General features: G+C 71.3%; 11 protein-coding genes and 1 CRISPR repeat array. Of the genes, 8 read left to right on the top strand and 3 right to left on the bottom strand.

Annotated features, from left to right (window positions below; all coding sequences use genetic code 11):
• Positions 1–59: 59 nt before the first annotated feature.
• Positions 60–1,247: direct repeats of the CRISPR family, unit length 29 nt; unit sequence GTGTTCCCCGCAGGCGCGGGGATGAACCG.
• A gap of 115 nt (positions 1,248–1,362) precedes the next feature.
• The 3 genes from kdsA (at position 1,363) to A5481_RS20230 (ending at position 4,011) form a co-directional block, all read left to right on the top strand.
• Complete coding sequence (gene kdsA, locus A5481_RS20240; RefSeq protein WP_048436942.1) at positions 1,363–2,244, top strand: 3-deoxy-8-phosphooctulonate synthase; 882 nt, start codon at positions 1,363–1,365, stop codon at positions 2,242–2,244.
• Positions 2,245–2,258: 14 nt separating this feature from the next.
• On the top strand, positions 2,259–3,440 hold the full coding sequence (locus A5481_RS20235; RefSeq protein ID WP_048436941.1) for an MFS transporter: 1,182 nt from the start codon (positions 2,259–2,261) through the stop codon (positions 3,438–3,440).
• A 235-nt stretch (positions 3,441–3,675) separates the two neighbouring features.
• Complete coding sequence (locus A5481_RS20230) at positions 3,676–4,011, top strand: hypothetical protein (protein WP_048436940.1); 336 nt, start codon at positions 3,676–3,678, stop codon at positions 4,009–4,011.
• 80 nt (positions 4,012–4,091) lie between these two features.
• Here the strand turns inward: A5481_RS20230 and queF are convergent, their stop codons facing one another.
• Positions 4,092–4,583, bottom strand: coding sequence for a preQ(1) synthase (gene queF / locus A5481_RS20225; RefSeq protein WP_048436951.1), 492 nt, complete (start codon positions 4,581–4,583; stop codon positions 4,092–4,094).
• A 172-nt stretch (positions 4,584–4,755) separates the two neighbouring features.
• Between queF and eno the strand changes: the two genes are divergently transcribed.
• A complete protein-coding gene (gene eno, locus A5481_RS20220) occupies positions 4,756–6,036 on the top strand; it encodes a phosphopyruvate hydratase (protein WP_048436939.1) in 1,281 nt (426 codons plus the stop codon).
• Positions 6,037–6,086: 50 nt separating this feature from the next.
• Here the strand turns inward: eno and A5481_RS20215 are convergent, their stop codons facing one another.
• The gene (locus A5481_RS20215; RefSeq protein ID WP_048436938.1) at positions 6,087–7,004 is read right to left on the bottom strand and encodes a DMT family transporter; all 918 of its coding nucleotides are present in this window, start codon (positions 7,002–7,004) and stop codon (positions 6,087–6,089) included.
• Positions 7,005–7,221: 217 nt separating this feature from the next.
• On the opposite strand from A5481_RS20215, the gene A5481_RS20210 reads away from it, so the two are divergent.
• The gene (locus tag A5481_RS20210) at positions 7,222–8,088 is read left to right on the top strand and encodes a helix-turn-helix transcriptional regulator (RefSeq protein ID WP_048436937.1); all 867 of its coding nucleotides are present in this window, start codon (positions 7,222–7,224) and stop codon (positions 8,086–8,088) included.
• A gap of 16 nt (positions 8,089–8,104) precedes the next feature.
• Here the strand turns inward: A5481_RS20210 and A5481_RS20205 are convergent, their stop codons facing one another.
• Positions 8,105–8,404 (bottom strand): addiction module antidote protein, encoded by a 300-nt coding sequence (locus A5481_RS20205; protein ID WP_048436950.1) that lies wholly within the window; start codon positions 8,402–8,404, stop codon positions 8,105–8,107.
• 352 nt (positions 8,405–8,756) lie between these two features.
• On the opposite strand from A5481_RS20205, the gene A5481_RS20200 reads away from it, so the two are divergent.
• The 3 genes from A5481_RS20200 (at position 8,757) to A5481_RS20190 (ending at position 11,786) form a co-directional block, all read left to right on the top strand.
• Positions 8,757–9,068: an FtsB family cell division protein gene (locus A5481_RS20200; protein WP_064504252.1), complete on the top strand. Its 312-nt coding sequence runs from the start codon at positions 8,757–8,759 to the stop codon at positions 9,066–9,068.
• 111 nt (positions 9,069–9,179) lie between these two features.
• Positions 9,180–10,223: a pyruvate dehydrogenase (acetyl-transferring) E1 component subunit alpha gene (pdhA, locus tag A5481_RS20195; protein ID WP_064504250.1), complete on the top strand. Its 1,044-nt coding sequence runs from the start codon at positions 9,180–9,182 to the stop codon at positions 10,221–10,223.
• Positions 10,224–10,334: 111 nt separating this feature from the next.
• Positions 10,335–11,786 (top strand): pyruvate dehydrogenase complex E1 component subunit beta, encoded by a 1,452-nt coding sequence (locus tag A5481_RS20190; protein ID WP_064504248.1) that lies wholly within the window; start codon positions 10,335–10,337, stop codon positions 11,784–11,786.
• Positions 11,787–11,790: the final 4 nt, after the last annotated feature.

Genomic DNA, 11,790 nt, shown 5'->3' with positions numbered 1-11,790 from the left:
GTTCCCCGCAGGCGCGGGGATGAACCGCTCGTCTGTGGATCCTAGGGGGGTTCCAGCCGGTGTTCCCCGCAGGCGCGGGGATGAACCGCCGGCGAGCGGGCCGCTACCGGTGATGAGCGCGTGTTCCCCGCAGGCGCGGGGATGAACCGGCATTGATGAGCTTATCCGGGCCGATGACCCCGTGTTCCCCGCAGGCGCGGGGATGAACCGCTTGGACGCCGTGGCCCGGCCGGCAAGACCACGTGTTCCCCGCAGGCGCGGGGATGAACCGGAGCGGAAACGAAACGGGCCCGCCGGATGAGGGTGTTCCCCGCAGGCGCGGGGATGAACCGAGACAGCGCCATGATCATCACGCATCTCCCGTGTGTTCCCCGCAGGCGCGGGGATGAACCGCACGCCTCGCCGGGGATCGAGCAATTCCGCAAGTGTTCCCCGCAGGCGCGGGGATGAACCGTCCCGCGTCCGGCCCGCTCGCCCTCTCGCCCCGTGTTCCCCGCAGGCGCGGGGATGAACCGTTCGTGAGCGCCAACGACGTCATCCACCTCTAGTGTTCCCCGCAGGCGCGGGGATGAACCGACCTTGGGCGGCGCGCCGTCCGGGCAGCAGGAGTGTTCCCCGCAGGCGCGGGGATGAACCGGCGCTGCAGGCCGCGATCGGCGTCACGGCCGAGTGTTCCCCGCAGGCGCGGGGATGAATGCGAAATCGTAGTGGGGCCCCTGACCTACGAGGAGTGTTCCCCGCAGGCGCGGGGATGAACCGCGCCGCGAGGCCCGCGCGGTCGATGCCGGCTGGTGTTCCCCGCAGGCGCGGGGATGAACCTTCGTTGTCGGCGCGGATCTCCGCGTCGAGCACGTGTTCCCCGCAGGCGCGGGGATGAACCGCACATGCTCGAGGAGCTCCTGTCGCATTCCGGGTGTTCCCCGCAGGCGCGGGGATGAACCACCCCTCTCGCGCGCCTTCGACCTCACGGTCGCGTGTTCCCCGCAGGCGCGGGGATGAACCGCCACCGACGTGAACGGCGTGCAGATCTTCGGTGTGTTCCCCGCAGGCGCGGGGATGAACCTTTTAGGAATTGCTGCGGACGGCATCTACCGGTGTGTTCCCCGCAGGCGCGGGGATGAACCGCTGTTCGAATGAGCGCCCGGCGCGGCCTCCCCGTGTTCCCCGCAGGCGCGGGGATGAACCGATCCTCTACCGCCTGCGCGCCGACGGCCGCCGGTGTTCCCCGCAGGCGCGGGGATGGCCCATAACCAAGCCGTTGTGAGCGGTCGGGTCCAAGCCGTCCCCGTGGCGTGGTGGGAGCAAATAGACCCCGCCCCACCACCTTCCCGCGCCCGCCGAAACCCGCTACCCCTCGGGCCCATGCCGACCCAATCCTCCTCCGCCGCCCCTGCCCCCGTCACCGTGACGGCCGGTGCCGTCCGCTTCGGCAACCACCTGCCGCTGAGCCTGATCGCCGGGCCCTGCGCCCTGGAGAGCCGGGACCACGCCCTCGAGGTCGCGGGCGCCCTCAAGGCGATGGCGGCCGCCCTCGGGATCGGCCTCGTCTTCAAGTCCTCGTTCGACAAGGCCAACCGCACCTCGGCCGGGTCGAGCCGCGGCCTCGGCCTCGCCCAGGCGCTGCCGATCTTCGCGGAGATCCGCGAATCCCTGGGCCTGCCGGTCGTCACCGACGTGCACGCGGCCGAGCACTGCGCCGCGGCGGCCGAGGCCGTCGACGTGCTGCAGATCCCGGCCTTCCTGTGCCGGCAGACCGACCTGCTGCTGGCCGCCGCCGCGACCGGCCGGGTCGTCAACGTCAAGAAGGGCCAGTTCCTCGCCCCCTGGGACATGGCCCACGTGGCCGCCAAGGTCACCGGGGCGGGCAACCCCAACGTGCTGCTCACCGAGCGCGGCGCCTCCTTCGGCTACAACACGCTGGTCTCGGACATGCGCGCCCTGCCGATCATGGCGCAGGTGAGCGGCGGCCTGCCGGTGGTGTTCGACGCCACCCACTCGGTGCAGCAGCCCGGCGGCCAGGGCGCCACCTCCGGCGGCCAGCGCGAATTCGTGCCGGTGCTGGCCCGGGCCGCGGTCGCGGTCGGCGTCGCCGGCGTGTTCATCGAGACCCATCCGGATCCCGACCGGGCGCCCTCCGACGGGCCCAACATGGTCCCCCTGCGGCAGATGCCGGCCCTGCTCGCCGAGCTGCAGGCCTTCGACCGGCTGGCAAAAGCCAGGCACGCGGAGGGGACCGGCGGCTGACCGGGCGGCAACCGATGCGGGCCGCGGCGACCTCCGACTCTCCCTCCCGCCTGATCGCGGTCCTGGCCGCGGGGGGCTTTGCCAGCACCTTCGCCGGGCGGGTGGTCGAGCCGCTGGTCGGCGTGCTCGCCCGCGACCTCGCGAGCCCGCCCGCCACCGTGGCGCTCCTCTCCACCGCCTTCGCCCTGCCCTACGCGCTGATCCAGCCGGTCCTCGGGCCGGTCGGCGACGCGCTCGGCAAGGAGCGGGTGGTGGTGGCGTGCCTGTTCGTGCTGACCCTGGCGCTGGCGGCCTGCGCGGCGGCGAGCGACATCGGCACCCTGTTCGGCCTGCGGATGCTGGCGGGCGCGGCGGCCGGCGGGGTGATCCCGCTGTCCCTCGCCATGATGGGCGACCGCATCCCGATGGAGCGGCGCCAGGTGGCGATCGGCCGCTTCCTCGTCGCGGTGATCCTCGGCCAGCTCTCGGGCTCCACCATCGCCGGGCTGATCGAGGGCGCGATCGGCTGGCGCGGGGTGTTCTGCCTCGCCGCCGGGGTCGGGGCGGCCGGTCTCGCCGGCGTCGCCCTCGGCTTCGCCCGGCGCCTGCGCGCGCCCGGCGGGCGCTTCGCCCTCGCCCCGGCCGTGTCGCGCTACCGCGCCATCCTGCGCAATCCCCGTGCCCGGGTGCTGTTCGCTGCCGTCTTCGTCGAGGCGATCGCGGTGTTCGGCATCTTCCCGCACCTCGCCCACCTGATCGAGGCGCGGGGCGAGGGCGGGCCTCGGGAAGCCGGCCTCGTCCTCGCGGGCTTCGCCGCCGGGGGGCTCGCCTACTCCCTCACCGTCGGGCTGCTCCTGCGCGTCCTCGGCCAGACCCGGATGCTGATGGCGGGCGGCGCGGTCTCGGGCGCCGCCCTCGCGGTCGTCGGGCTGGCGGGCTCCTGGCAGGCCGATTGCGCGGCGCTGGTGGCGCTCGGCCTCGGCTTCTACATGCTGCACAACACCTTCCAGGTGCAGGTGACCGAGGTGGCGCCGGAGGCCCGGGCCTCCGCGGTGGCGTTGCACGCCTTCTCGTTCTTCTGCGGCCAGGCCCTCGGCGTCGCGGTGCTCGGCTTCGGCCTCGAAACCCTCGGCCAGCTGCCGGCCCTGGGCGTCTGCGCTGCCGCGATCCTGGTCCTCGGCCTCCTCACCGCCCGGCGCCTCGCCCGTCCGGGCTGACGATCCGCCCGGCCGGAATGCGATTTGGTTCCCGGCCCGGGCGAATTTCAAGTTCATCCGGAATTCAGGTGCCGGGCGCGAGGATCAGGGCCAGTCACGCCGACCCGTCGCGGCGGCCTCGCCCAGGATCCGGCACAGGACGGGAGGGCCGACGCGGCGACGCGATTGCGGGAACTCTTCCCCGCCAAGGTCGTTGTCGGGGTCATATGGCTTGAACGAAAGCAGGAGATCAACGATGCGCAAGCTGGCGATCATTCCGGCCCTCGCCGTCGCCCTCGGCGCCATGTCCACCGTCGCGCCCTCGCCGGCGCAAGCCCAGGGCTGGCGCGGCCACGGCTACGGCCATGGTGGATACGGTCACGGCTACGGCCGCGGCTATGCCGGCCGGCCCTACGCCTACGGTGCCCGTCGCCGCGGCATCTCGCCGGGCGCCGCGGTCGGCCTCGGCATCGCCGGCGCCGCCGTGGGGGCGATCGGTGCGGCCGCCGCGGCCGATGCGGCCCGCCGCAACGGCTACGGGTATGGCTACGGCGCCCCGGCCCCGGCCTACGGGTATGGCTACGGCTACTGAGGCCTGACACGGACGAGAGTCGCGGGGGCGGCCGGGGAAACCCGGCCGCCCTTCTTCGTGCGCGTCGGCTCTCGCGGGCGTCAGCCCCGCGCGCGATACGGCGGCACGCCCTGGTCGGGCAGCCAGACCGAGGCCGGCGGGGTACCGGTCTGCCAGAACACGTCGATCGGGATGCCGCCGCGGGGGTACCAGTAGCCGCCGATGCGCAGGTACCGCGGCTCCAGGAGCGCGGTCAGCCGGCGGCCGATGCCGACGGTGCAATCCTCGTGGAAGGCGCCGTGATCGCGAAAACTGTGCAGGTAGAGCTTCAGCGACTTCGACTCGACCAGCCACTGGTCCGGCACGTAGTCGATCACCAGGATGGCGAAGTCGGGCTGGCCGGTCACCGGGCAGAGCGAGGTGAATTCCGGTACGGTGAAGCGGGCGCAGTAATCGGTGTCCGGGTGCGGGTTCGGCACGCGGTCGAGCTGGGCTTCCTCGGGCGAGCGCGGCGCGGCGACGGGCTGCCCGAGCTGCCGGGCGTGGTGCGCGATGTCGTCTTGGCGGATGTCTTGGCGGATGTCTTGCGTCATGCCCGACCTATAGACCCGCGCGGGCCCGCGCGAAACCATCGGCCCCGCGCGGGAGCGTCCCGCGATTCTCCCCCGGCGCCGGCGACGCCCCACCCTTGGACGGCTTGCCGCAGGCGGCATCTTGGCCGATAAGCCGCGCGAACGCCGTAAAGCCTGCCCGAGAGATCCTCTCATGACCGCGATCACCAACATCGCCGCCCGCCAGATCCTCGACAGCCGGGGCAACCCCACCGTCGAGGTCGACGTCCTCCTGGAGGACGGCTCCTTCGGCCGCGCCGCCGTGCCCTCCGGCGCCTCGACCGGCGCGCACGAGGCGGTGGAGCTGCGCGACGGCGACAAGTCCCGCTACGGCGGCAAGGGCGTGCTGAAGGCCGTCGAGGCCGTCAACGGCGAGATCCTGGACGCCATCGGCGGCATGGATGCCGAGGAGCAGGCCGCCATCGACGAGGCGATGATCGAGCTCGACGGCACGCCGAACAAGGCCCGCCTGGGCGCCAACGCGATCCTGGGCGTCTCGCTCGCCGTCGCCAAGGCCGCCGCCGAGGCCTCCGGCCTGCCGCTCTACCGCTACGTCGGCGGCACCCAGGCCCGCATCCTGCCGGTGCCGATGATGAACATCATCAACGGCGGGGCGCATGCCGACAATCCGATCGACTTCCAGGAATTCATGATCATGCCGGTGGGTGCCGAGTCGCTCGCCGAGGCGGTGCGCTGGGGCGCCGAGGTGTTCCACACCCTGAAGGGCGCCCTGAAGAAGGCCGGCCACAACACCAACGTCGGCGACGAGGGCGGCTTTGCCCCCAACTTGCCCTCGGCCGAGGCGGCTTTGGACTTCGTGATGGACTCGATCCGCGCCGCCGGCTTCGAGCCGGGCCGCGACATCGTCATCGCGCTCGACTGCGCCGCCACCGAGTTCTTCAAGAACGGTGCTTACGTCTACGAGGGCGAGGGCCAGACCCGCGACCCGGAGGCCCAGGCGACCTACCTCGCCAAGCTGGTCGATTCCTACCCGATCCTGTCGATCGAGGACGGCATGTCGGAGGACGACTGGGCCGGCTGGAAGGCGCTGACCGACAAGGTCGGCGACCGCTGCCAGCTCGTCGGCGACGACCTGTTCGTGACCAACGTCACCCGCCTGTCGGAGGGGATTTCCAAGGGGACGGCGAACTCGATCCTGGTGAAGGTCAACCAGATCGGCTCGCTCACCGAGACGCTCGCCGCCGTCGACATGGCCCACCGCGCCGGCTACACCGCGGTGATGTCGCACCGCTCCGGCGAGACCGAGGACGCAACCATCGCCGACCTCGCCGTCGCGACCAATTGCGGGCAGATCAAGACCGGCTCGCTCGCCCGCTCGGACAGACTGGCGAAGTACAACCAGCTGATCCGCATCGAGGAGGGCCTGGGCTCTCAGGCCCGCTACCTCGGCCGCGGCGCCCTGAAGATCGGCTGATCCTCGTGGTGGAGGGGCGCCGGGCGCCCCTCCCCCGCCCGACGACCGCGTCACGCCTCGCAGGCCGCCTCCGGGCGGCCTTTTCGTTGGGCGCGCAAGGTGAGCCGCGGCGCGAACACCGCGACGTTGCCGGCGAGCACCAGGGCGAAGCCGAGGCCCGCGAGCGGCGTCACCCGGTAGCCTTCCGCGAAGACCGAGATCGTCAGCGCTACGACCGGGAACAGCACGGTCATGTAGGCCGCCTTCTCGGGCCCGATCCGCTGCACCACGGTCAGGTAGGCGGTGAAGCCGATCACCGAGCCGGGAATCGCCAGGTAGAGCAGCGCCCCAACGTAAGCCGGCGACGGATCGAAGCCGAACGGCACGCCGAGCGCGACGGCGACCGCCGCCACCAGTGCGGCGCCGACCAGCATCCCGTAGGCGTTCACCGTGGCGACCGGGAGCCCGTGGCGCTGGTTGCGGGCCGAGACGAGGTTGCCGGCCGAGAAGAACCAGGTGCCGAGCAGCGCCAGGCCGAGGCCGATCGCGGTGTCCCGGTCGAGGGCGGTGCCCACCAGCGTGTCCCGGAACAGGCAGGCGATGCCGAGAAGCCCGATGACCGCCCCGGCGAGGATCCGCGGCGCCGGGCGGCGACGGTGGAAGAGATAGGCGTTGGCGACGTTGAACACGGTCGCGGCGGAGAAGACCACCGAGACGATCCCGCTCGGGACCGAGCGCGTCGCCAGGTAGAAGCAGACGAAGTTGCACGAGAACAGGCAGAGCGCCTGCAGCAGCACGAAGGGCTGGTGCCGCCACGGGATGGGCTTGAGCCGCCCGGTGAGGGCGAGCGCGCCGGCCAGGACGAGGCCGGCGAGCGCGAAGCGGTAGACGATCGACGCCTCGAAGGCGACGGAGCCGAGCTGGTGCTTGATGGCGATCCAGGTCGTGCCCCAGATGAGCACGGTGAGGGCGTACAGGAAGGCGGTCACGGTCGTCTCGGTGTCCGGTCGGGGGCGGGAGGCTCCCGGATAGACGGCGCCGGCCCGGCCGGCTTCCCCGATCCTGTGGCGGCGTTGTCCATTCTTGGGGCTTTCATCGCGATCTTGGGGGCTTTCATCGGGATCCTGCGGCATTCCCGGGACTGCCGCGTTGCCGCCGCCCGTGCCCGACCGCTACGGTCCGGACACAGATCCTCGATCCCCGCCCATGACCGAGCCGAATCCCGACGTCCACGACGCCCTGTCCCGCACCGGTGCGGCGCTCCTGCGCAGGGCCGAGATCGGGCGCGGCCTGTCGCTCGCCGAGTGGCACAACCGCGACAACCGCGCCCGCTACGACCGGCCGGACCACCACACCCTGAGCCTCTACCTCGAGGGCGGCGAGGGCGTGGTGCGCGAGGACGGCGCCGTGTCGGGCGGCGGGCCGGACCGGCTCTGCCTGCTGCCCGCCGGCCACGAGAGCCGGTGGCTGATCGGCGGTCCCCTGCGGATGCTCCACCTCTACGTCGCGCCCGAGACCCTGGCCTACCAGGCGGTGAGCGCCCTCGACCTCGATCCCCGCGCGGTCTCGCTGCGCGAGCTGACCTTCGCCGAGGATCCCGCCACCGCGATGCTGATGCGCGGCGCCGTGCTGCCCCTCGACTGGGCGGCGGGCGCCGACCGGATGGCGCTCGGCTCCGCCTGCCACCTCCTGCTCCACGCCCTGCTGCGGCGTCATGCCGGCCCGGGCGGACGGACGGCGGTGAAGGGCGGCCTCGCGCCTGCGGTCCGCCGCCGCGTCGCCGAGCTGGTCGAGGCGCGGCTCGCCGAGGCCCTGACCCTCGAGGTGCTGGCCGACGAGGCCGGCCTGAGCACCTTCCACTTCGCCAAAATGTTCAAGGCGAGCTTCGGCCTGGCGCCGCACCGCTACGTGACCGAGCGGCGGATCGCCAGGGCCAAGGATCTGGTGTCTGAGGGACGCATGAGCCTCGCCGAGGTCGCGCTCGCCTGCGGCTTCGCCTCGCAGAGCCACTTCACCCGCCGCTTCGCCCAGGCGACCGGCCTCACGCCGGCGGCGTGGCGGGGGGCGGCGTGAGCTTGTGCGGACGGCGTCACGCCGCCGGTTTGTCGGCCCGCGTCATGCCGAGCTGCAGGCCCAGCGCCTGCAACACCGCCCGCACGGTCTCGAAGCTCGGATTGCCGGTCTGCGAGAGCGCCTTGTGCAGGCTCTCGCGGCTCAGACCCGTCTCGCGGGCGATCCGGCTCATCCCGCGGGCGCGGGCGACGATCCCGATGGCGTCGCGGATCAGCGCCGGGTCGCCATCCTCCAGCACCGCCTCGATGTAAAGGGCGACGTCCTCGTCGGTTCTCAGGTGCTCCGCCGTGTCGTCCGGAGGGGTCTCCAGCGGCATCGTCACACCGCCCTCGATGAAAACTGATCAGTGCAAGACGAGGCGCGTGTCTCCCCTCTCCCGTTTGGGAGAGGGGCCGGGGGTGAGGGTGGCTCGGCTTCCGCAATGACCCTGACCCGTCGAGCTGCGCGGCTCGATGCTGTCAGCTTTACACGGAAGCCGAGCCACCCTCACCCCTACCCCTCTCCCACACCTTGCAGCGATACCGGGCAAGCCCGGCATCGCCTGGAGAGGGGTTCCCGCGCCATTCTCGTCTTTCGAAGGTGTTCGGGACAAACCTGCCTCACAAGAGCCTTGGCGACCGGAAGCCCCTTTACGCCTTCCTTAACCCTCCCGCCCCATCCTTCCCCGCATGGTAGTCCGTCGTCGCGCCCGTGCCGTCCTGTTGCCGCTCGGCCTCTACGCCGTGTCGATCCTCGTGGTCGGCTACTTCCTGCACGAGGCCGAGAGCGGAAGCCGCGGCCTCGAGGCCAAGCGGGCCCTGAAGATCCAGGCCTACGGCCTGCAGCAGGAGCTCGACGCCACCAAGGCCGACCGGGGCGAGTGGGAACGCCGGGTGGCGCTGCTGCGCAGCGACCAGATCGACCGCGACCTCCTGGAGGAGCGCGCCCGGGTCGTGCTCGGCCGCGTCCACCCGAACGACGTCGTCGTCATCGACCCCTGAAAGCCGGCGAAGCGACCCGAAGCCGGCGGCTTTTACGTCCCGGACCGCTCGATTTGCGAGGCCACCTGCCCTAGAAACGCTCCCATAAGGGATGCAGCCGGGAGGGTGCCGATGGATGCCGCGAAAGAGGCGCGCCGCGGAAGCGACAAGACCCGCGAGAAGGCGGCCCCGCCGCCCTCGGCCTCGAACGTGCCGGCCTTCAGCCGGGACGAGGACCTGCACGCCTATCGCGAGATGCTGCTGATCCGCCGCTTCGAGGAGAAGGCCGGCCAGCTCTACGGGATGGGCCTGATCGGCGGCTTCTGCCACCTCTATATCGGCCAGGAGGCCGTGGTGATCGGGGTCCAGATGGCCTCGAAGGACGGCGACCAGGTCATCACCGGCTACCGCGACCACGGCCATATGCTGGCCTGCGGCATGGAGCCGAAGGGCGTGATGGCCGAGCTCACCGGCCGCAAGGGAGGCTATTCCCGCGGCAAGGGCGGCTCGATGCACATGTTCTCCCGCGAGAAGAATTTCTATGGCGGCCACGGCATCGTCGGGGCGCAAGTGTCGCTCGGCACCGGCATCGGCTTCGCCAACAAGTACCGCGGCGACGGCGCGGTGAGCCTCACCTACATGGGCGACGGCGCGGCCAACCAGGGCCAGGTCTACGAGAGCTTCAACATGGCGCAGCTGTGGAAGCTGCCCGTGGTCTACGTGATCGAGAACAACCGCTACGCCATGGGCACCTCGGTCTCGCGGGCCTCGGCCCAGACCGACTTTTCCAAGCGCGGCGTCTCCTTCGGCATCCCGGGCGAGCAGGTCGACGGCATGGACGTGCGCGCCGTGCGCGAGGCGGCGACGCGGGCGATCGCGCATGCCCGCGACGGGGAAGGCCCCTACATCCTGGAGATGCAGACCTACCGCTACCGCGGCCACTCGATGTCCGATCCGGCCAAGTACCGGACCAAGGACGAAGTCGCCCGGATGCGCGAGGAATCCGATCCGATCGAGCAGGTCCGCAAGCGCCTGCTCGGGGCCCACAAGGTGGCGGAGGACGAGATCAAGGCGGTCGACGCCAAGGTGCGGGAGATCGTGAACGAGTCGGCGGACTTCGCCACCAGCGATCCCGAGCCGGATCCGTCCGAGCTCTGGACCGACATCCTGCTCTGACCGCGCCGCTCTGAACGCCCCCGGCCGTCCGAGCCCCGCGCGGACGGCCTTAGCCCCTTTCGGCCGGCGCCCGACCCGGTGCGCCCCACTCCCGGATCGACAGAGTACCCCATGGCGACCGACATCCTGATGCCCGCTCTCTCGCCGACGATGGAGCAGGGCAAGCTCGCGAAGTGGCTCAAGAAGGAGGGCGACCCGGTCAAGGCCGGCGACATCCTGGCCGAGATCGAGACCGACAAGGCGACCATGGAGGTCGAGGCGGTCGACGAGGGCGTGCTCGCCAAGATCCTGATCGCCGACGGCACCGACAACGTCGCCGTCAACACCCCGATCGCGGTGCTCGCCGACGAGGGCGAAGATCCGGCGAGCGTCGAGGCCGGCGGGACGAAGCCGAACGGCAAGGGTCGGGAGGAAGGCCAGAAGGCGCCCGCCCCAGATATGCACGCCGAAGGCCAGGCCGAGCGCCCCGCTCCCGCCGCCAAGACCGGCGACGACAAGCCGGTCGAGACGCCCGCCTCGCCGGCGGTGATCACCAATCGCGGCCAGGATCCGGCGATGGCCGAGATCCCCGAGGGCACCGAGATGGTGACCCAGACCGTCCGCGAGGCCCTGCGCGACGCGATGGCCGAGGAGATGCGCCGCGACGACAAGGTCTTCGTGATGGGCGAGGAGGTCGCCGAGTACCAGGGCGCCTACAAGATCACGCAAGGGCTGCTGCAGGAATTCGGCGCGAAGCGCGTCGTCGACACCCCGATCACCGAGCACGGCTTCGCCGGCGTCGGCGTCGGCGCGGCGTTCACGGGCCTGCGCCCCATCGTCGAGTTCATGACCTTCAACTTCGCCATGCAGGCGATCGACCAGATCATCAACTCGGCGGCCAAGACCCTCTACATGTCCGGCGGCCAGCTCGGCTGCCCGATCGTGTTCCGCGGCCCCAACGGCGCGGCGGCCCGGGTCGGCGCCCAGCACAGCCACGACTACGCCGCCTGGTACTCCAACGTCCCGGGCCTGAAGGTCGTGATGCCCTACACCGCCTCCGACGCGAAGGGCCTCCTGAAGAGCGCGATCCGCGATCCGAACCCGGTGGTCTTCCTTGAGAACGAGATCCTGTACGGCCAGTCCTTCCCGGTGCCGAAGCTCGACGACTTCACGGTGCCGATCGGCAAGGCCAAGGTGCACCGTGAAGGCAAGGACGTGACGATCGTCTCGTTCGGCATCGGCATGACCTACGCCCTCAAGGCCGCCCACGAGCTCGCCGAGGCCGGGATCGAGGCCGAGGTGATCGACCTGCGCACCATCCGGCCGATGGATTCCGAGACGGTGGTCGCCTCGGTGAAGAAGACCGGCCGCTGCATCACCGTCGAGGAGGGTTTCCCGCAATCCGGCATCGGCGCCGAGATCGCCGCCCGCCTGATGGTCGACGCCTTCGACTATCTCGACGCGCCGGTCCTGCGCATCACCGGCAAGGACGTGCCGATGCCCTACGCGGCGAACCTGGAAAAGCTCGCCCTGCCGAACGTCGCCGAGGTGATCGAGGCGGCCAAGGCCGTCTGCTACCGGTGAGCGG

This window comes from Methylobacterium platani (assembly GCF_001653715.1).
GTDB classification, from domain to species: domain Bacteria; phylum Pseudomonadota; class Alphaproteobacteria; order Rhizobiales; family Beijerinckiaceae; genus Methylobacterium; species Methylobacterium platani.
The sequence above is the reverse complement of the archived record's forward strand: the minus strand, read 5'-3'. Positions and strand labels throughout refer to the sequence as shown.

Excerpts from the sequence above, each read along its gene's own strand:
- kdsA (WP_048436942.1), top strand. The coding sequence starts at position 1,363 with ATGCCGACCCAATCCTCCTCCGCCGCCCCTGCCCCCGTCACCGTGACG.
- A5481_RS20235 (WP_048436941.1), top strand. The coding sequence starts at position 2,259 with ATGCGGGCCGCGGCGACCTCCGACTCTCCCTCCCGCCTGATCGCGGTC.
- A5481_RS20230 (WP_048436940.1), top strand. The coding sequence starts at position 3,676 with ATGCGCAAGCTGGCGATCATTCCGGCCCTCGCCGTCGCCCTCGGCGCC.
- queF (WP_048436951.1), bottom strand. The coding sequence starts at position 4,583 with ATGACGCAAGACATCCGCCAAGACATCCGCCAAGACGACATCGCGCAC.
- eno (WP_048436939.1), top strand. The coding sequence starts at position 4,756 with ATGACCGCGATCACCAACATCGCCGCCCGCCAGATCCTCGACAGCCGG.
- A5481_RS20210 (WP_048436937.1), top strand. The coding sequence starts at position 7,222 with ATGACCGAGCCGAATCCCGACGTCCACGACGCCCTGTCCCGCACCGGT.
- A5481_RS20205 (WP_048436950.1), bottom strand. The coding sequence starts at position 8,404 with ATGCCGCTGGAGACCCCTCCGGACGACACGGCGGAGCACCTGAGAACC.
- A5481_RS20200 (WP_064504252.1), top strand. The coding sequence starts at position 8,757 with ATGGTAGTCCGTCGTCGCGCCCGTGCCGTCCTGTTGCCGCTCGGCCTC.
- pdhA (WP_064504250.1), top strand. The coding sequence starts at position 9,180 with ATGGATGCCGCGAAAGAGGCGCGCCGCGGAAGCGACAAGACCCGCGAG.
- A5481_RS20190 (WP_064504248.1), top strand. The coding sequence starts at position 10,335 with ATGGCGACCGACATCCTGATGCCCGCTCTCTCGCCGACGATGGAGCAG.